This is a genomic window from Pseudomonas putida, from assembly GCF_001976065.1.
GTDB lineage: Bacteria > Pseudomonadota > Gammaproteobacteria > Pseudomonadales > Pseudomonadaceae > Aquipseudomonas > Aquipseudomonas serbica.
This window is the reverse complement of sequence record NZ_MNAH01000002.1, coordinates 185,141-204,850: the sequence shown is the minus strand read 5'-3', so window position 1 is coordinate 204,850 and position 19,710 is coordinate 185,141. Positions and strand designations below refer to the sequence as shown.

At 59.6% G+C, this 19,710-nt stretch carries 16 protein-coding genes and 1 tRNA gene; 10 read left to right on the top strand and 7 right to left on the bottom strand.

Annotated elements, in window-relative coordinates; genetic code table 11:
- Positions 1 to 68: 68 nt before the first annotated feature.
- A complete protein-coding gene (locus BKX96_RS07510; protein WP_077183260.1) occupies positions 69 to 2,441 on the bottom strand; it encodes a phosphoketolase family protein in 2,373 nt (790 codons plus the stop codon).
- Positions 2,442 to 2,666: 225 nt separating this feature from the next.
- Between BKX96_RS07510 and BKX96_RS07505 the strand changes: the two genes are divergently transcribed.
- The 3 genes from BKX96_RS07505 (at position 2,667) to BKX96_RS07495 (ending at position 5,999) form a co-directional block, all read left to right on the top strand.
- Positions 2,667 to 3,413: a helix-turn-helix domain-containing protein gene (locus BKX96_RS07505; RefSeq protein ID WP_077183259.1), complete on the top strand. Its 747-nt coding sequence runs from the start codon at positions 2,667 to 2,669 to the stop codon at positions 3,411 to 3,413.
- Positions 3,414 to 3,434: 21 nt separating this feature from the next.
- Positions 3,435 to 4,418, top strand: a complete 984-nt coding sequence (locus BKX96_RS07500) for a zinc-dependent alcohol dehydrogenase family protein (protein WP_077183258.1) — start codon at positions 3,435 to 3,437, stop codon at positions 4,416 to 4,418.
- A 213-nt stretch (positions 4,419 to 4,631) separates the two neighbouring features.
- Positions 4,632 to 5,999 (top strand): erythromycin esterase family protein, encoded by a 1,368-nt coding sequence (locus BKX96_RS07495; RefSeq protein WP_077183869.1) that lies wholly within the window; start codon positions 4,632 to 4,634, stop codon positions 5,997 to 5,999.
- Between the two features lie 146 nt (positions 6,000 to 6,145).
- Here the strand turns inward: BKX96_RS07495 and BKX96_RS07490 are convergent, their stop codons facing one another.
- The gene (locus BKX96_RS07490; protein ID WP_046820117.1) at positions 6,146 to 6,598 is read right to left on the bottom strand and encodes a hypothetical protein; all 453 of its coding nucleotides are present in this window, start codon (positions 6,596 to 6,598) and stop codon (positions 6,146 to 6,148) included.
- A gap of 127 nt (positions 6,599 to 6,725) precedes the next feature.
- A complete protein-coding gene (locus BKX96_RS07485) occupies positions 6,726 to 8,114 on the bottom strand; it encodes an MBL fold metallo-hydrolase RNA specificity domain-containing protein (RefSeq protein ID WP_235431894.1) in 1,389 nt (462 codons plus the stop codon).
- A 314-nt stretch (positions 8,115 to 8,428) separates the two neighbouring features.
- Here BKX96_RS07485 and BKX96_RS07480 point away from each other — a divergent pair, with 314 nt between their 5' ends.
- The gene (locus tag BKX96_RS07480) at positions 8,429 to 8,914 is read left to right on the top strand and encodes a hypothetical protein (protein WP_046820119.1); all 486 of its coding nucleotides are present in this window, start codon (positions 8,429 to 8,431) and stop codon (positions 8,912 to 8,914) included.
- Positions 8,915 to 9,103: 189 nt separating this feature from the next.
- Here BKX96_RS07480 and BKX96_RS07475 read toward each other — a convergent pair.
- From BKX96_RS07475 to gacA, 4 genes are all read right to left on the bottom strand, one after another.
- Positions 9,104 to 9,179, bottom strand: a tRNA-Gly gene (locus tag BKX96_RS07475).
- Between the two features lie 63 nt (positions 9,180 to 9,242).
- Positions 9,243 to 9,803 carry a CDP-diacylglycerol--glycerol-3-phosphate 3-phosphatidyltransferase gene (gene pgsA, locus BKX96_RS07470; protein WP_046820120.1) on the bottom strand — a complete coding sequence of 187 codons (561 nt, stop codon included), beginning with the start codon at positions 9,801 to 9,803 and terminating at the stop codon, positions 9,243 to 9,245.
- Between the two features lie 33 nt (positions 9,804 to 9,836).
- Positions 9,837 to 11,660 carry an excinuclease ABC subunit UvrC gene (gene uvrC, locus BKX96_RS07465; protein ID WP_046820121.1) on the bottom strand — a complete coding sequence of 608 codons (1,824 nt, stop codon included), beginning with the start codon at positions 11,658 to 11,660 and terminating at the stop codon, positions 9,837 to 9,839.
- A 2-nt stretch (positions 11,661 to 11,662) separates the two neighbouring features.
- Entirely contained in the window at positions 11,663 to 12,304 is a 642-nt protein-coding gene (gene gacA / locus BKX96_RS07460) for a response regulator transcription factor GacA (protein ID WP_008015884.1), read from the bottom strand.
- A 690-nt stretch (positions 12,305 to 12,994) separates the two neighbouring features.
- Here gacA and BKX96_RS07455 point away from each other — a divergent pair.
- The 6 genes from BKX96_RS07455 (at position 12,995) to BKX96_RS07430 (ending at position 19,699) form a co-directional block, all read left to right on the top strand.
- Positions 12,995 to 14,071 (top strand): 3-deoxy-7-phosphoheptulonate synthase, encoded by a 1,077-nt coding sequence (locus tag BKX96_RS07455; RefSeq protein ID WP_077183257.1) that lies wholly within the window; start codon positions 12,995 to 12,997, stop codon positions 14,069 to 14,071.
- Between the two features lie 275 nt (positions 14,072 to 14,346).
- The gene (locus tag BKX96_RS07450) at positions 14,347 to 15,228 is read left to right on the top strand and encodes an esterase/lipase family protein (RefSeq protein WP_077183256.1); all 882 of its coding nucleotides are present in this window, start codon (positions 14,347 to 14,349) and stop codon (positions 15,226 to 15,228) included.
- Positions 15,229 to 15,334: 106 nt separating this feature from the next.
- Positions 15,335 to 15,616, top strand: a complete 282-nt coding sequence (locus tag BKX96_RS07445; protein ID WP_017339136.1) for a peptidylprolyl isomerase — start codon at positions 15,335 to 15,337, stop codon at positions 15,614 to 15,616.
- 134 nt (positions 15,617 to 15,750) lie between these two features.
- A complete protein-coding gene (locus BKX96_RS07440; protein ID WP_077183255.1) occupies positions 15,751 to 17,619 on the top strand; it encodes an extracellular solute-binding protein in 1,869 nt (622 codons plus the stop codon).
- Entirely contained in the window at positions 17,619 to 18,677 is a 1,059-nt protein-coding gene (locus BKX96_RS07435) for a microcin C ABC transporter permease YejB (RefSeq protein WP_077183254.1), read from the top strand. The genes BKX96_RS07440 and BKX96_RS07435 overlap by 1 nt, the downstream gene beginning before the upstream one ends.
- Positions 18,677 to 19,699 carry an ABC transporter permease gene (locus BKX96_RS07430; RefSeq protein ID WP_046820126.1) on the top strand — a complete coding sequence of 341 codons (1,023 nt, stop codon included), beginning with the start codon at positions 18,677 to 18,679 and terminating at the stop codon, positions 19,697 to 19,699. The genes BKX96_RS07435 and BKX96_RS07430 overlap by 1 nt, the downstream gene beginning before the upstream one ends.
- The last annotated feature ends 11 nt before the right edge of the window (positions 19,700 to 19,710 follow it).

The window sequence follows — 19,710 nt, the reverse complement described above, 5'->3', positions numbered from 1 at the left end:
CAACCTGTATTCGGCCGGGGAACCGGCCGTTTTTTTGGTGTTTTCGAGCCGCAGTTGCCGCGTAGTACTTAACGACCCGCTTGCGTCCATTGCCAATTCAGGACTTGGGGCATGTCCTGCCCATGTTCGATGAGATAGAGCTTGTGCCGCTCCATCGTCGACCAATATCGCGCCTTTGCGAGCGGAATCAGATCCTGCAGACGAGGCACGCGCTCAATGACGTCCAGCGCCAGCTGATAACGGTCCAGATTGTTGATTACTGCCATGTCGAAGGGGGTGGTGGTCGCGCCCTCTTCCTTGAAGCCTCGCACGTGAAAGTTCTGATGATTGGTGCGCTTGTACAGCAAGCGGTGAATCAGCGCCGGGTAGCCGTGGAAAGCGAATATCACCGGTTTGTCCAGCGTAAAAAGATCATCGAACTCACTGTCGGGTATGCCATGGGGATGCTGGTACGACGGCTGCAGCACCATCAGGTCCACGACGTTGACCACCCGAACTCGCAAGTCCGGCACGTACTCGCGCAACAAGGTGACGGCGGCCAGCGTTTCCAGGGTAGGCACATCACCAGCGCAGGCCATTACCACATCCGGATCCTCGTCATCGCGGCACGCCCAGTCCCATCGACCGATACCCTTCTGGCAGTGCCCAATGGCTGCATCGATATCCAGCCACTGCCATTCCAGCTGTTTGCCAGCGACGATGACATTGATGTAATTGCGGCTTCTGAGGCAGTGGTCCGTCACTGACAGCAGGCAATTGGCATCGGGAGGCAAATAGATCCGGGCTATGTCGGACTTTTTATTGGCTACCAGATCGATGAACCCCGGGTCCTGGTGGGAAAACCCGTTATGGTCCTGACGCCAGACGTGGGATGTCAGCAAATAATTCAGCGAAGCAATGGGTTGACGCCAAGGTACTTCAGCGGCGGTCTTCAGCCATTTGGCATGCTGGTTGACCATTGAATCGACAATATGGATGAAGGCCTCGTAACAGGACAACACACCATGACGTCCAGTCAGTAGATAGCCCTCGAGCCAGCCCTCGCAGACCTGCTCACTGAGAATCTCCATCACTCGCCCATCGGCGGCCAGATTCAGGTCGTCCGGCTCCAGCGGGTCCATCCATGCCTTGGCGCTGATGTCATAGACCGCATCGAGACGATTGGAGGCAGTTTCATCCGGGCCGAACAGGCGGAAATTCCGGGACGCCAGGTTATTTTTCATCACGTCGCGCAAATACGTACCCATCACCCGTGTAGCCTCCGCACGCAGGCTGCCAGGTGCATCAGACTTCACGGCATAATCGCGAAATCGCGGCAAATCCAGAGGGCGCATCAACACACCACCATTGGCATGGGGGTTAGCGCTCATCCGTCGGTGTCCGGTCGGCGCCAGCGCTGCAATATCGGGCAATAACGCACCATTTTCATCAAACAGTTCATCAGGCCGATAACTGTTGAGCCACTCTTCCAGCTGGCGCAGATGCAACGGCTGTGCGAAATCGGTCAACGGCACTTGATGCGCGCGGCACGTGCCTTCGACTCGATGACCATCGACGAATTTCGGACCGGTCCAGCCTTTGGGCGTGCGCAACACCAGCATGGGCCACAGCGGCCGTTGCGGCGGCGCGGATTGCCCGGGTCGTCGTGCATCATGCTGAATATCAGCAATTTTCAGAACCATCGTGTCCAGTGTCTGCGCCAGTGCTTGATGCACCTGCAGCGGGTCATCGCCTTCGACGAAGTACGGATCGTAGCCATAGCCATACAACAGGGCCGAGAGTTCATCCTCACTGATTCGGGACAGTACGGTGGGATTGGCGATTTTGTAGCCATTGAGGTGCAGGATGGGCAATACCGCTCCGTCCCGCGCAGGGTTGAGAAACTTGTTGGAGTGCCAACTGGCTGCCAGTGTCCCTGTCTCGGCCTCGCCGTCACCGATCACGCAAGCGACAATCAGATCCGGATTGTCAAACGCGGCACCGTAGGCGTGGGCCAGGCTATAACCCAGTTCGCCACCTTCATGGATTGATCCCGGGATTTGCGCCGATACATGGCTGGAGATGCCGTACGGCCAGGAGAACTGGCGAAACAGGCGAAGCAGGCCGTTTTCATTACACTCCACGGAGGGGCAGAATTCGGTATAGGTGCCCTCGAGGTAGGTCTGGGCGACCACCGCCGGTCCGCCATGGCCGGGACCGGCAATGAAAATCATGTTCAGGTCGTACTGTTTGATCAATCGATTCAGATGGGTATAGATCAGGTTCAGCCCGGGCGTCGTCCCCCAATGGCCCAGCAGCCGCGGCTTGATGTGCGCCAGGGTCAGGGGTTGTTTGAGTAGCGGATTGGCTCTCAGGTAAATCTGCCCTACCGCCAGATAGTTGGATGCCCGCCAATAAGCATCCAGGCCCTCCAGTTGTTCAGCATTCAGGAAATTGCTCATGCACTTCTCCGCCAAAGGACCGGGCTGTTGATAGGCCTCAACCGATTCTGGGAGTCTGAGGCGCTCAAGACTTGATTTACATCAAATGCCCACGTCGCCATTTGGGTAAAAGTGCATAAAGGATGGTCCGCTGGTCGATTACACCAGCTATCCCGGGAATCCGGGGCGTGTCAGCTGCCACACCGCCTATCCTTAGGGGGTCATCCGCCATTGACTTCCCTTCTCATGCCTGAAATCCGCGCTGTACAAGTACATTTCCTGAAGGCTGCGTGCACAAACTGCAGTGTGATGGAGCTATGCCTGCCCATCGGCATGACCGGCCCGGAAGTCGAGCGTCTGGACACGTTGATCGTGCAACGCTTCAAGGTCAAAAAGGGCGCAGCGCTGTACCGCGCAGGCGATCCGTTGCGCTCGCTTTATGCGGTGCGAATCGGCTCGTTCAAGACCAGCATCCTTTCGATCGATGGCCGCGAGCAAGTCACGGGGTTCCAGATCCCCGGCGAAATGCTTGGGCTGGACGCCATCAGCACGGATCTGCATGCGTGCGATGCGGTAGCCCTTGAAGATAGCGAAGTCTGCCCCATCCACTTTGCTCACCTGGAAGAACTTGCCCATGAGCTGCCTTCCCTGCAGCACAATCTGAACAAAATCCTCAGCCGGGAGATCGTGCGCGATCACGACATGTTGATGATGCTGGGCAACATGAGCTCGGACGAGCGTCTGGCAGCCTTCTTGCTGAACCTGTCGCAACGTTTGAAGACCCGTGGCTATTCATCGACGGATTTCGTCTTGAAAATGCGCCGCGAGGAAATTGGCTCGTACCTGGGGCTGCGCCTGGAAACCATTTGTCGGGGCATCGCACACCTGCGGGATCAGGCACTTGTGGAAATCTCAGGCCGTGACGTGAAAATCCTTGATCTGGAAGGCCTCAAGCAGTTGATTGCCGGCTGCCATCGCCCTCCTGTCTGTTGACCCCGTCGACCGGGCATCATTATGCGCGCCATGGTTTTGCATACAGCCGGTCAACCACTGCTATTGGAAGATCGGCCCGTTCCTACGCCCAGTGCCAATCAACTGTTGATCAAAGTCCTCGCCTGCGGCGTCTGCCGCACCGATTTGCATCTGGTGGACGGTGAGTTGCCTCAAGCGGTGCTGCCCCGGGTGCCGGGGCATGAAATCGTTGGTGAAGTCGTCGCGCTGGGCACCCACGCAAACCCTGAGCGCATCGGCCAGCGTGTGGGGGTTCCCTGGCTTGGCTGGACGTGTGGTCAGTGCGCATTCTGCCAGACCGGTCGGGAAAATCTCTGCGACCAGGCCATGTTCACCGGCTGTCATCTGGACGGCGGTTACGCCGAATACGTCGTGGCGGACCAACGCTTCTGTTTTGCTATCCCAGAGGCTCTCTCCAGTACTGAGGCCGCACCGTTGCTGTGTGCCGGGCTGATCGGCTTTCGCGCCTTGCAAATGGCCAAAAGCGCACGCCATCTTGGGCTTTATGGTTTTGGGGCCGCCGCGCACCTGGCCATTCAAGTCGCACGGGGACGAGGCCAGCAGGTGTACGCTTTCACTCGACCGGGCGACACGGAAGGACAGGCGTATGCCCGATCCCTGGGGGCGAGATGGGCCGGCTCGTCGGACCAGATTCCCCCTCATCTGCTTGATGCCAGCCTGATTTTCGCTCCGGTCGGGGCGCTGGTACCGCTGGCGCTGGCCGTCACCGTCAAGGGGGGCTGCGTGATTTGCGCCGGCATTCACATGAGTGACATCCCGGCCTTTCCTTATCGGCTGCTATGGGGCGAGCGCAGCGTACGATCTGTGGCCAACCTGACCCGCGACGATGGCACAGCGTTTTTTAACGAACTGCTACATACACCCGTACACTGCGACACCACCCATTTTTCCCTCGATGATGCCAATCAGGCATTGGCGCTGTTGCGCACTGGCCAGTTCAATGGGGCGATAGTGCTTGTTCCGTGACGAGAATGAGGGCGGGGGATTGCGCTTTTTATTGACAAACCTCAACCCGTCCGCGTGGTCGCGGTGTAGCAATAGTCAGGCAGAAGGCCACCGAGTGTTAGAAGCGTTAACGCCAGTATGGAGAACCTGCGCCATGATCCTGGGCGGGTGATCGCCTGGTATGACCCGAGCGCCCTGCCTGCGCCAGCAACCCACCTTTTGGGGGATGAGCTCATGCACTCACCTTCGCAGACATTTCCGGAAGAGCCGTTCGGCCAGCAACATCACGTTGACACGGCGCACATAGCCCCAGTGTTACGCCAATACGCTGAACCCCTGCCGGAGCTGGACTCCCCCGCTTTTGCCAACCTGTTCGATCGCTACGCCGATGCACGTGTGGTGATGATCGGTGAAGCGAGCCATGGAACCGGCGATTTCTATCGAACCCGGGCGGCAATCACCCAGGCTCTGATCCAGCGGCACGGATTCAATATCGTCGCAGTTGAAGCCGACTGGCCGGACGCCGGTCATGTCGACCAATACGTGCGGGGCTTGGCGCATTCAGCCTGGAAGCGTCACATCTTCAGCCGCTTCCCGACCTGGATGTGGCGCAACAGCGAGGTGAAGGCGTTTACCTATTGGCTTCATCAGTACAATCACCAACAGGTTCCCGACCGCCGCGTCGAGTTCCGCGGCCTGGACGTCTACAGCTTGCGCAACTCCATTCATGAAGTACTGGGCTATCTCGACCGGGTCGACCCGCACCTGGGCCAGGAAGCCCGGCGCCGCTATGGCTGTTTGACGCCGTGGCAGGATGATCCGGCGCTGTACGGCCACTTCGTCGAACGTGACGGTGTGATGCCCTGTGAACAGCCGGTGGTCGAGCAGCTCAATGCCATGCTGGCTGAACAATTGGCCGGGCTCATCCGCGACGACGAGGCGTTTTTCAATGCAACCCAGAACGCTCGAGTGGTGATGGCGGCGGAACAGTATTACCGGGCGATCTATCGAGGGTCGACGGCTTCCTGGAACCTGCGAGATCGGCACATGTTCGATACCTTGCGCGCACTGCTCGAACACCGAGGCCCGCAAGCCAAAGCCGTCGTCTGGGCCCACAACTCCCATATCGGCAATGCGGGCGCCACGGAAATGGGCTGGAAGGGCCAGTTCAATATCGGTCAGCTGTGCCGCAGCGCCTTTGGGCGCGATGCCGTACTGATCGGCATGGCGACCGACCGAGGCCAGGTGGCTGCCGCCGATGACTGGGACGGTGAAATGTTGATCAAGGACGTCCGCCCTTCCCTACCGGACAGCTGGGAGCATCAGTTTCTCAAGGCCGGGGTAGCGGCGTCCCTGACCGACTGGCGAGACCCGCAGCGCAAAGAACTGCGCAGCGTTCTGTCCGCGCCCTTGCTGGAACGGGCCATCGGGGTGATTTACCGTCCTGAAAGCGAGCGATTCAGCCACTACTTCGAGTCGATGCTGGCCGAACAATTCGATGCCATGATCTGGATCGAGCAAACCACGCCGGTCACCGCGCTGCCCCTGCCGAAAAACCAGCAGCTGGAACCGGAAGACGAAACCTATCCGTTTGGCGTGTGAGTATGAGTGCAGGCGCAGAGGTGGAGCAGTTTCGCCAGGCCCTGGAGTGGCGACTGGAACGTACCGGGGAGAGTGGCGCAGGGGCCAGGTGGGTGATGAGTAACAACCGTTTTTCGTGGCTCGTGATTTGTTCCAGGCAGAGGACTTCAACGCAGGCGCTTGGCCAGTTCGACATTGGGCTGCCATAAGGTATTAATGCAGGCCTCTTCGTCGTTTTCCGTCACAGGCTCAAGCGCCATCGAGTCAAGCAAATGCGTGCTGACCATGGCCAGGCGCACAATGCCGTTTTTATCGAGGTAGGAATGTGCCACACATTCACACAAGGGCCGCGCGAGGGCTATTGTGAGGGGGTCTGTGCCGGCACTCTCGAACTCGATCTCCAATCGCGCCGTACAGGTGCCTACCAAGTCCTGCACCGTGTGAGAGGCGAAGAGAAATACCGTGAGATGTCCCGCCATCAGCGCCACCAAGCCTGACAGCAGGATGGCGGCCTCACGCTTCCAGGAAGCCGTACCCGTCCAGTGCAGATACCTGTGCACCGCAACCCTGCTCCAGTCTTGAACCGCGTGATACCCGCTGAAAAGCTTGTTGTTTGCCATGACCGGGCTCTCGTGATCGTTATCCAAACAATGGCGCCGAGCGAGAAATGCCGTTTGATCTGGATCAACCCGGGTACAACCGGGCCCGTCTACTTTGTCCGCAATGCCTCTAGCGTCGGCGATTTTTTCACCTTGATACGCTGGCAGTGATGTCGATGCTGGAGAGTTCAACACTGTCGCGATACTCCGGCACCGAAACCGACCATCCCAACTCCAGGCTGATGCGTCGGCGCAGCACATCCGAGGCGTTAGGTTCCCCATGCACCACAAAGGTATGTTTCGGCGGCTGCTTGAATCCACGCAGCCACTGCATGATTTCATCGGCATCGGCATGTGCGGACAAGGTTTGCATCGGCACGACTTCAGCCCGGATCGGCACATCCTTGCCATGGATACGCACTGAAGACACTCCCGCGACAATTTGCGCGCCACGGGTGCCACCGGCCTGGAAGCCTGGCATCAGCAGTGTGTTAACCGGATTCGGCGCCAGTGCCTTGAGGTGGTGGACCACGCGCCCGCCCGTCGCCATGCCGCTGGCGGCAATGATCACCGCTGAAGTGCGTTGCTGATCAAGCGCTCTGGACTCATCGACGGTGCGTACGAATTGCGCCACATGGCACATCCCCTCGCACGCCTCCAGGGACAATCTGTGTTCGTTCCGAAAACGCTGGTACAACAGCGTGACATCGGTGGCCATCGGGCTGTTGAGGTAGATTGGAATATCGGGAATCGCCCTTTTGAGCTTCAACTGATACAGGTGATACATCAGCAGCTGAGCACGCCCGACCGCGAAGGATGGCACCAGGGTAATCCCTCGGCGCAATGCCGTACGGGTGATGACCTCGGCCAATTGCGCCTGGGGTGCCTCGCCGGGATGTTGACGATCACCGTAGGTCGATTCCACCAACAGGTAATCCGCCTGCTCGACGGTTTCCGGAGCGAACATCAAGGGATCGTCCGGCCGCCCCAAATCCCCTGAAAACACCAGGGCCTGGCCGTCGGCATTCACCTGCACCGTAGCGGCCCCCAGAATATGCCCGGCGCCACGCAGCAGGATGGTCATGTCCGCGGCGATTTCCACCTTGTGGTGCAACTCCACCGGCCGCAACAGTTTCAGTGCCTGCTCGGCATCTTGTTCAGTGTAAAGCGGCAACGCCGGGCTGTGCTTTGAGAAGCCATGCCGATTGGCGAACTCGGCCTCCTCTTCCTGCAAGCGACCACTGTCCAACAACAGGATTTTCACCAACTCACAGGTGGCGGGCGTGGCGTATACCGGGCCGCGATAACCATTGCGTACCAATACGGGTAAATATCCGCTGTGATCAAGATGGGCATGGGTCAGGACGATGGCATCGAGGTCGCCAACCGGAAGCTGAAACGGGTCCCGATTGTGTAATCGAAGCTGTTTGTAGCCCTGGAACAGACCGCAATCGATCAGCACATGCTGGTTGCGGTGTTCCAGCAGGTACTTGCTGCCCGTGACCGTGCCAGCGGCACCTAGAAATGTGATTCGCATGGCCCTTTCCTTGAACATTCATGGGAACGCTATTGATCGCTCCTTTTGGCTCAGGCCCAGTTGATTTTTATCAATTGCAGGCTCGATGGCGTTTTGTTCTATCGGGTGCGGGAGGAACGCCAAGGCATGTTGTTTACGGCGCTGGAGGGGAATCACTTGTGCATCTGATATAGGTCAAGGTCACGTGTGACAGCTCTGCTAATGATCAAGTTGTCATGCTGAAATCTTTGATTTTTGCGAATGCGGCCTGATGCAAGCAGCGCAATCGGTTAACTCAAGATCCGTTCAGCCCACCCCTACCAAGGCAGCTAGTCATGAAAAATACCCGGTTGGCCGTGCTCTTCCTCGCCGCCTCGTTAACTCCCCTATGGGTGACGGCGGCAGAGCAATCTCAAGCGACGCAGACGCAGCAACAAACGCCCAGTGTTGCCGAGTTCGATAAACAGATGGCTCAGGCGCAAGAAACCTTCAAGAAAATGCAGGCGCAGATGGAGAAAATCCAGCAAACCCAGGATCCCCAGCAGCGGCAGAAGCTCCTTCAGGAGCATTGGAATACCATGCAAAATGGAATGAGCATGATGAACGGCATGTGGGGGCCGGGAATGATGGGCAATGGACGCATGATGGGTGGCAAACACATGATGGGGTGGCAGGACTACTCGAACCTGACTCCGGAGCAAAAAAGTCAACGCCAGTACATGATGGACAGGTACACGGGGATGCAACAGATGATGATGGATAACATGATGAGGCACCAAAACTACATGCAAATGCAGCCAATGGCGAAGCCCGGGCAGTAGGCATTTGCTCGTTGAGCCTGCCTTTCTCGATCGATTGGATTGGGGAGAGATGTGCCGACCCGGCAATGCGTCATCTGTCTGGAAACCGCTGAAAGCAGATCCCAGCAGAAATTGCCGGAACGAAAAAAGAGGCCGAAGCCTCTATTTTCCAGTGCTGCAGCGCTCAATGGAGCGCTGTAACACAATATTTGGAGCGGGAAACGAGACTCGAACTCGCGACCCCGACCTTGGCAAGGTCGTGCTCTACCAACTGAGCTATTCCCGCGTCTTGGTGTGGCGCATTCTATAGAATTCAGAAGCGCCGTCAACCCCTTGATTCAAAAAAGTTTTATTTCTTTTGCACGTCGGTACGCAGATGCGGCCAGGCCGCCCGCAAGTACTGAACCATGGACCACAATGTCAGGCCTGCGGACACCATCAGCAGGGTGTAGCCCAACAGGACCCAGAAGCTGAAGTCCTTTGGATTGGCCAACAGGATCACCAGCGCCAGCATTTGCGCGGCGGTTTTCCATTTGCCCAGGTTCGACACGGCCACGTGCGCACGGGCGCCGAGTTCGGCCATCCATTCGCGCAAGGCCGATACCACGATCTCGCGACCGATGATCACCGCAGCCGGCAGCGTGAGCCACAGGTTGCCATGTTCCTGTACCAGCAACACCAGGGCAACGGCGACCATCAGCTTGTCGGCCACAGGGTCGAGGAAGGCCCCGAATGGCGTGCTTTGTTCCAGGCGTCGGGCCAGGTATCCGTCCAGCCAGTCGGTGGCGGCAGCAAAAGCGAAGACCGAGGCTGACGCCAGGTAACTCCATTGGTAAGGCAAGTAGAACAGCAAAATGAAGATCGGTATGAGCAGGACGCGTAGAACGGTAATCAGATTAGGGATATTCATCGGCACAACTGGCTACGAGGTGAGGGGGGCATTCTACTCGCTGTGCAGATTGGCATAAATCAACTCTGCGAGCTTTTTACTGATCCCGGGGGCTTTGGCGATCTCTTCGATGCTGGCACGAGACAGCTCCTGCAATCCACCAAAATGTTTGAGCAAATCGCGACGACGTGTCGGCCCGACCCCGGCAACGCCTTCCAGCGTCGAGGTTCGGCGGGTTTTGCCGCGTCGCGCGCGGTGTCCGGTAATCGCAAAACGGTGGGCTTCGTCGCGAATCTGCTGGATCAGGTGCAGCGCGGGGGAATCACCGCGCAAGGTAAATTCGTGGGCGGCGTCGTTGAGGTACAGGGTTTCGAAACCGGCCTTGCGCGTCGCACCCTTGGCTACGCCGAGCAGGATCAGGTCGGGCACCGCCAGCTCGTCGAGCACGTCGCGGGCCATCGACAGCTGGCCCTTGCCGCCATCGACCAGCAGGATATCCGGCAACTTGCCCTCCCCGTCCTTGAGCTTGCTGAAGCGCCGGGTCAGCGCCTGGTGCATGGCGGCGTAGTCATCGCCCGCCGTCACACCTTCGATGTTGTAGCGCCGGTAATCGGACTTGATCGGGCCCTCGGGGCCAAACACCACGCACGAGGCCACGGTCGCCTCCCCACTGGAGTGACTGATGTCATAGCATTCGAGGCGCTGGGGTGGCTCGTCCAGCTTCAGCACTTGCGCCAAGGCGTCAAAACGCTCGGCAACGTGTTGCCGGTTGGCCAGGCGCGCACCCAAAGCCTGCTCGGCGTTGGTCACGGCCAATTGCTGCCAGCGCGCACGCGTACCGCGCACCCGGTGGCTGATGGTCAGTTCGCGACCGCGCAGCTCGTCAATGGCCGAAACCAGTGTCGGAAAGTCTTCGTGAACCACGTTGACGATCAGCTCGCTTGGCAAGTCGCGTTCGGGACTGCTGACGTAGTACTGGCCGAGAAACGCCGCCATGACTTCAGTAACGTCCTCCTCGATACCCACCTGCGGGAAGAAGTTCTTGCTGCCCAGCACTCGCCCGCCGCGCACGCTGATCAGGTGAACACAGGCGCCGCCCGGATTGACGAAGGCCGCAATCACATCGACGTCGCCCGTGCCGCCTTCCATGCTCTGTTGATCCTGGACCCGGCGCAGCAGCGAAATCTGGTCGCGCAATTCGGCGGCACGCTCGAATTCGAGGTTGATCGCCGCCTCCTCCATGGCCGCAGACAACTCGTCGGTCAATGCATTGCTGCGTCCCTCGAGGAACATCACCGAGTGCCGCACGTCTTCAGCGTACACCTGCGGGTCAACCAGGCCGACACAGGGGGCCTTGCAGCGCTTGATCTGGTACTGCAGGCACGGTCGGGTGCGGTTCTTGTAATAGCTGTCTTCGCACTGGCGGACGAAAAAGGTCTTCTGCAACAGGCTCAGGCTTTCGCGAATCGCTCCGGCACTCGGATAGGGGCCGAAGTATTTGCCCTTGGCCTTCTTCGCCCCGCGGTGGATGCTCAAGCGCGGAAACTGGCCATCGGAGAGAAAGACGTAAGGGTAGGATTTGTCGTCGCGCAGCAGGATATTGTACGGCGGACGCCATTCCTTGATCAGCGTCTGCTCAAGCAGCAAGGCCTCGGTTTCATTGGCCGTGATGGTCGTTTCGACCTGGGCGATACGGGCCACCAGCGCCGCGGTCTTGGGAGCCAGGCCGGTTTTGCGAAAGTAGCTCGACAGGCGATTCTTGAGATTCTTGGCCTTGCCGACGTAGAGCAGGCGCGCATCGCTGTCGAACATGCGGTACACACCGGGGCGCCCGCTGACCGTCGACAGGAAGGCGCTTGGATCGAAGATTTCAGTCATTTTCAGAGGCTGGCATCTACCATGCCGTGACGAACCGCCAACAGCGTCAACTCGACATCGCTGCTGATCGAGAGCTTCTCGAAAATGCGATATCGGTAGGTGTTCACGGTTTTTGGCGACAGGCACAACTTGTCGGAAATGATCTGGACTTTCTGGCAGCCGACGATCATCAGGGCGATCTGGATTTCCCGCTCCGACAGCGCGTCAAACGGCGAATCGTTGGTTGGCTGGAAAGACTTGATCGCCAGTTGCTGGGCAATTTGCGGGCTGATGTAACGCTGCCCGGCAAACACCAGGCGGATGGCCTGGACCATTTCCGGCAATCCCGCGCCCTTGGTCAGATAGCCTGCAGCACCCGCCTGCAACAGCCGCGTGGGAAACGGATCTTCCTCGCACACGGTCACCGCGACGACCTTGATGTCGGGATGGCTGCGCAATAGTTTGCGGGTAGCTTCGAGACCGCCGATGCCGGGCATCTTGACGTCCATCAAGACCACATCGGGTTTCAACTCACGCGCCTTCAGCAGGGACTCTTCCCCGGACTCTGCCTGGCCGACTACTTGCAGGCCATCGATGTCAGCCAGCATTCGTGTAATGCCTGTACGAACGAGATCATGGTCATCGACTACTAGCACCCTAATCAAGCAGACACCTCGCGATATGATCTTGTTGGTTGCCGCCACCTTAGCAAAAAGCAACTGTCAGACCTAGCGCCAAGCGTTATATAAAAAGTTTCCATTCATCTTGCAGGGCCATTCGGCGAAATCGGGGTCGCGATCCGATAGCAAACGCCGTCGACGATCGATAGCATTTTCTGATTGAAACCTCGTACCGGCCTCTAGTAAGCTCGGTGCATTCATCGGAGACAGACCATGTTCAACGCCCGCCCACCGCTTCATACCGCCAGCGCCCCGCGCTCGGTTGCGGCTGCCCGGGTGAATGACGCGTGCACTCCGGCAAGCTTTTATTTTGGGTATTGGTTTAGCCACTGGCGCGCCTGATACCCACACGGCGCCCACTTCAAACGGGTCGCCACCAGAGAATTTTCAACCCCCGGTCGGCTCCCCGACCGGGGGTTTTGTTTTTTTGGCCAGCACATTTAGCGACACACCGCCATCAAGAGGATTTTACAAATGAACTACGCCACTTATTACCGCTACGACAGTTTTACCGCCTGGCGATTTACCACCCTCCGCTCGGGACAGCCTGCCGCCTCCGATCGGTCACCCACAGGTGGCAAGCACACACACGCAGCCAATCCGGCCAATTGTCGAACACCCCAGTAGGGCCGCGCGCGCGGGAATGAACCCGCCGCCAGCCCAGGAAGCCTGAACATGAACTCGTCCGTCTCTGCTCTGCCACTGTCGACCTTCACCCCGGCCAACGAAGCGCTGACCCTGCGCCTTCCAAGTTCGTTGCAGCTCAAACAGCAATTGCCCCTCAGCAATGCCCTGACCCGGCAGATCGCCGCTCACCGCCAGGCGGTTCGCGCGATCCTCGACGGTGAAGACTCCCGTCTGCTGGTCATCGTCGGCCCCTGCTCCATCCACGACCCGCAATCAGCCCTCGAATACGCTGACAACCTGGCCCGCCTGAGCGCCGACGTCAGCGACCAGTTGCTCCTGGTGATGCGCGCCTACGTCGAAAAACCTCGAACCACGGTTGGCTGGAAAGGCCTGGCTTACGATCCGCACCTTGATGGCAGCGACGACATGGCCGGCGGCCTGACCCTGTCCCGCGAACTGATGCGTGAAATACTCATGCTCGGCCTGCCGGTGGCAACTGAACTGCTGCAACCCATGGCCGCCGGGTACTTCGATGACCTGCTGAGCTGGGTGGCCATTGGCGCCCGTACCACCGAGTCGCAGATTCATCGCGAGATGGCCAGCGGCCTGGGCATGCCGGTAGGCTTCAAGAACGGCACCGACGGCGGTGTTGGCGTGGCCTGTGACGCGATGCGCTCGGCCGCCCATCCACATCGCCATTTCGGTGTCGACAGCCAGGGCCATCCCGCGATCATCCAGACCCCGGGCAATGCCGACACCCATCTGGTGCTGCGCGGCGGTCATCACGGTCCGAACTTCGATCGCGCCAGCGTAGCCCGCGTGCACGGTGACTTGACCCGACTGAAGATCCCGGCCCGGATCATGGTCGACTGCAGCCACGCCAACAGCAGCAAAGATCCACTGCGCCAGCCCGCGGTGTTCAACGACGTGCTGGAACAACGCCTGCAGGGCGATCGCTCGCTGATCGGCATGATGATCGAAAGTCATTTGTTCGAGGGCTGCCAGGCCCTGGGCCCGTCGCTGCAGTACGGGGTATCGGTCACCGACGGCTGCCTGGGCTGGAGCGCGACCGAACAGCTGTTGCGCCAGGCGGCGGATCGGCTGCGGGCACAGGCAAGCGCCTGACAAGGCCTGAGCCAACCCGTCCTGGTCCACAGGCGGGTTGGCGACCAGCGGGAGAAAATGACCTGACGGAAGCAGGCCTTTGCCCACGCACCCGCAAGCCCCGCGCACAAGATCTACGAAGCATACGACCAAGGCCGCAGCCACTTCCGATCATTCGTACTCTGCCTATGCCGTTTTCCCCGGGCCACAGCGGCCATTTCATGCATCGTTCTGGCGCCGGAGTCATTAGAGTGAAGTCGAAGTCACTTTCTTGAACCCTGGAAAAAGGATTGAACATGCAACGGAATGCACAGACTCATTATCCGATCCTGCTGGTGCACGGGCTTTTCGGCTTCGAGCGAATCGGCAGCGTACACCTCTTCCACGAGGTCAAGCAGGCCCTGCGATGTGCTGGCGCGAGCGTGTTCATCCCGCATCTGTCTGTCACCCATAGCAACGAAGAACGCGGCGATCAGCTACTGGCGCAGATCCAGCGAGTGCTCGAGGGGACCGGCGCCAACAAGGTCAATCTGATCGGTCACAGCCAAGGCGCGCTGGCCGCACGTTATGCCGCCGCGACTGCGCCAGGCAAGGTGGCCTCGGTGACGTCCGTCAGCGGTCCGAACCACGGCTCGGAACTGGCTGACTTGCTGCGCAAGGCGTTGACTCCCGGCGACCTGCCGGAAAGGGTGGCCGAAACGGTTGCCACCCTGTTTGCCGACCTGCTGTCGGTGTTCAGTGGCAAGCGCCGGATACCGCACAATGCCATCGCTGCACTGAACGCCCTGACCACGCAAGGCGTGGGCGCGTTCAACCAGAAGTACCCCCAGGGGTTACCGCAGATCTGGGGTGGCAAGGGCCGCGAACAGGTCAACGGTATCCGCTACTATTCCTGGAGTGGCATCCTGCAGGGAAAGCGACAGAATGACGAACTGGACGCCGTTGATCCGTCCCAAGGCCTGCTGCGGGCGCTTTCGCGTTATTTCACCACCGAGCCCTTGCAGAACGACGGCGTGGTCGGCCGCTACAGCTCCCACCTGGGCACTGTCATCCGCTCGGATTATCCGCTGGACCATCTGGGCACGCTTGGCCCCGCAAGCGGTCAAAATGCAAGGCGACTCGACCCGGTCGATCTTTATGTGCAACACGCCGCGCGCCTGAAAAAAGCCGGGCTTTGATCCAGGCCCGCCGTCCAGAGCGCTGGCAACGGAACTTTGAGGAGAAATAGCCCACTGAATCCGGTAGGCTCAGCACTTTACCGAACATTGAATGGAGAGTTTCCCCATGGCCAAAGCCACTGCCCGTCACATCCTTGTTTCCAGCGAAGACAAATGCAACGAACTGAAGGCCCAAATCGAAGCGGGTGCAGACTTCGCCGAAATCGCCAAAGCCAACTCCACCTGCCCTTCCAGCCGCCAGGGCGGTGACCTGGGCTCGTTCGGCCCGGGCCAGATGGTCAAGGAATTCGATACCGTGGTCTTCAGCGCACCGATCAACGTGGTGCAAGGTCCGGTCAAGACCCAGTTCGGCTACCACCTGCTGGAAGTGACCAGCCGCCAGGACTGATAACCCCTGGTTTGACTGTGCAACGGCCCGCCTCCTGGTGGGCCGTCGCGTTTCAGATACGTATTACGGCTGGCGAGGGACGCGCCGCTAGCGTACAAATTGTGCTTAACGACCACCCGGCTCTAAGGCTGACAATGCGACTGGCTTTCCCGACCTTATTGTTCACTGCCGTGGCCCTGCTCCTGGGCGCCGCCGGTGTGAATGCCGCCCCGCAACATGCATTGACCGTGTACGGCGAGCCCGCCAGGTACCCCGCCGGCTTCAGTCATTTTGCCTACACCAACCCGCAGGCCCCCAAGGGCGGGACGATGCGGCGCTCGGCGATCGAGATCGGGCATTTCGATCACATCCTGCCCTATATAGACAAGGGCATCGGCGTGACGCAGATCGATGGCTTGCTCTACTCCCCGCTGGCGCAGCGCTCGCTGGACGAACCCTACACCGTCTACGGCCTGGTGGCGCAGAAAATGGAGCGCTCCGACGATGGCCTGTCCCTGCGCTTCTACCTCAACCCCAAGGCGCATTTTGCCGATGGCAAGCCGATCACCGCCGGGGACGTGCGCTACACCTTCGATCTGTTGATGACCCAGGGCAGCCTGCGTTATCGCACGCAGTTCGCCGACGTCAAGGGGGTGGAAATCGAATCGCCGTTGACCGTGCGCTTCGACTTCAAGAACAACGAAAATCGCACCCTGCCGCTGGACATCGCTACCTTGCCGGTGCTTCCCGAACACTGGTGGAAGACCCGTGACTTTGCCGATGGCGGCGGCTACGAGCCGCCCCTGGGCAGCGGACCGTACAAGGTCGGCAAGGTCGATTCGGGGCGCAGCATCACCTTCGAGCGCAACCCCGACTGGTGGGGCAAGGACCTGCCGGTCAGCCGCGGCCTGTACAACTTCGACCATTTCAGCATCGAGTACTTCGGCGATACCGATGTCGCGCGCCAGGTATTGCGCGGCGGCGCCTATGACTACAACCGCGAGTTCTCGGCCACCGGCTACTCCATCGGCTACGACAGCCCGGCCCTGAGCGACGGCCGCCTGCAAAAGGCCCACCTGGCTACCGAAGCGCCACAGTCGGCCCAGGGCTTCGTGTTCAACCTGCAAAAGCCGATGTTCCAGGACCGCCGGGTGCGGCAGGCGCTGGCGATGCTGTGGGACTTCGAATGGAGTAACCGGCAGATGATGCGCAACCTGTACATCCGCCAGCAGAGCTTCTTTTCCAATACCGACCTGGCCGCCCGGCAACTGCCTGACGCCGGTGAACTGGCGATCCTCGAACCCTTGCGTGGACAGGTTCCCGAGGAAGTCTTCAGTAAAGTGTTCGAAGCGCCGAAAACCGATGGCAGCGGACTGATCCGTGACAAGCAGCTGCAAGCCCTGGACCTGCTGGAACAGGCCGGCTGGAAACCCCGGGGCGATCAACTGGTCAACGCTGACGGCGAGCCACTGAGCTTCACCTTCCTGGTCAGCCAGAACGGTATGGACCGCCTGCTCCTGCCTTACAAGCGCACCCTGAAACAGATCGGCATCGACCTGAACATCCGACGGATCGACTCGTCCCAATACGTCAATCGCCTGATGAGCCGCGACTACGACATGATTGTCACCGGCTATCCGGTCACCACCTCTCCCGGCGGCGAATTGATCAACTACTTCGGTTCGGTCTCGGCCACCGATCCCGGGGCGAACAACTACATGGTCTTGAAGAACCCGGCGGTGGACACCCTGATCAACGGCCTGATCCGCGCCAACACCCAGGCCGACATGTTGCACTATGCCCATGCGCTCGACCGGGTGTTGCAATGGAACTATTACTGGATTCCCAACTATTACCCGCCAGGCAGCTCCACCGTGTGGTGGAATCGCTTCGGCATACCGAACGTGCAGGCGAGCAATGACGAAGCCATCGAGAGCTGGTGGGAAATGAGCACCACGCCGTTGACCAACCAGCAAATGACCGCCGAGCGGATCCGTCGCGGCAGCCCCGGAGGACCCCATTGATGTGGGCTTATATCGTGCGGCGCCTGCTGCTGATCATCCCGACCCTGGTGATCATTCTCTTGGTCAACTTCGTCATCGTCCAGGCCGCACCGGGCGGTCCGGTGGAACAGGCCATCGCGCACCTGCAGGGCATCGGCGCGAGCAGCGTCGCAGGTGGCACGAGCGAGATCATGGGCCACTCCCGGGCCAGTCGCGGCCTCGATCCGCAGTTGATCAAGGACATCGAAAAGCAATACGGCTTCGACAAGCCCGCACCAGAACGCCTGTGGCTGATGCTCACCAGTTATGCACGCCTGGACTTCGGCAAAAGCTTCTTTCGCGGCGCCACCGTCACCGACCTGATCCTGGAAAAAATGCCGGTCACCATTTCCCTCGGGCTCTGGGCGACGCTGATCACCTACCTGGTGTCGATTCCCCTGGGGATCCGCAAGGCCGTACACCACGGTAGCCACTTCGATGTCTGGAGCAGCACCGCGATCATCATCGGCTACGCCATGCCGGCCTTCCTGTTCGCCATGTTCCTGATCGTGGTGTTCGCCGGCGGCACCTCGCTGAACTGGTTCCCGGTACGCGGGCTGGTCTCGGACAATTTCGAATCGTTGTCGACCCTGGGCAAGGTCGCGGATTATTTCTGGCACCTGGTACTGCCGGTGACTGCGCTGGTGATTGGTGGTTTCGCGACCCTGACCATCCTGACCAAGAACTCGTTCCTCAATGAAATCACCCGTCAATACGTAGTCACCGCCCGCGCCAAGGGCTTGAGCGAACGCCGGGTGCTGTACGGCCATGTTTTCCGCAACGCGATGTTACTGGTGGTGTCGGGAATTCCCCAGGCTTTCATTAGCGTGTTTTTTGCAGGTTCCCTGTTGATCGAGGTGATCTTCTCCCTTGATGGCCTAGGTCGCATGAGCTACGAAGCGGCCGTGTCACGGGACTACCCGGTGGTGTTCGGTTCGCTGTTCATCTTCACGCTGTTCGGCCTGCTGATCAAACTCGTCGGTGACCTGTGCTACACCCTGGTCGATCCGCGGATCGACTTCGCCGCGAGGAACGCCTGATGTTGAAGCTTTCGCCGTTGGGCCGACGCCGCTTCGAGCGATTCAAGAAAAACCGCCGCGGCTGGTGGTCGTTGTGGTTGTTTGTCGGGTTATTCCTGCTGACCCTGGGCGGCGAACTGATCGCCAATGACAAACCGCTGGTCGTCAGCTATCAGGGTTCGTTGTACTTCCCGGCGCTCAAGCGTTACACCGAGCAGGAATTTGGCGGACAACTGCCCTTCCAGGCCGATTACCGCAGCGATTATGTGCAGAACCTGATCAAGAAGGACGGGGGCTGGCTGCTGTTCCCGCCGATCCCCTTCAGCGACGACACGCCGAACTATGACCTGAACAAGCCAGCCCCCAGCCCGCCTTCGAACGTCAACTGGCTGGGCACCGACGACCAGGCGCGCGATGTGTTGGCGCGGGTGATTTTCGGTTCCCGGGTGTCGATCCTGTTTGCCTTGATGCTGACCTTCGTCAGCGCGTTGATCGGCATCGCCGCAGGCGCCCTGCAGGGCTATTACGGGGGCTGGGTCGACTTGCTCGGCCAGCGGCTGCTGGAGGTCTGGTCCGGGTTGCCGGTGCTGTACCTGCTGATCATCCTCTCGGGGTTCGTCGAGCCGAATTTCTGGTGGTTGCTGGGGATCATGGCGCTGTTCTCCTGGCTGGCGCTGGTGGACGTGGTGCGTGCCGAATTCCTGCGCGGGCGCAATCTGGAATACGTCAAGGCGGCCCGTGCGCTGGGCCTGAGCGATCGCAAAGTGATCGTACGACACATCCTGCCCAACGCCATGAACGCGACCTTGAGCTACCTGCCGTTCATTCTGACCGGGGCCATCTCGACCCTCACCGCGCTGGATTTCCTCGGCTTTGGCATGCCGGCGGGCAGTGCGTCCCTGGGCGAACTGATCGGCCAGGGTAAACAGAACCTGCAGGCGCCATGGTTGGGCCTCACGGCGTTTTTCACCCTGGCGCTGATTCTTTCCCTGTTGGTGTTCATCGGCGAAGCCTTGCGCGACGCCTTTGACCCTCGTTCGTGAAGCGGACTGTT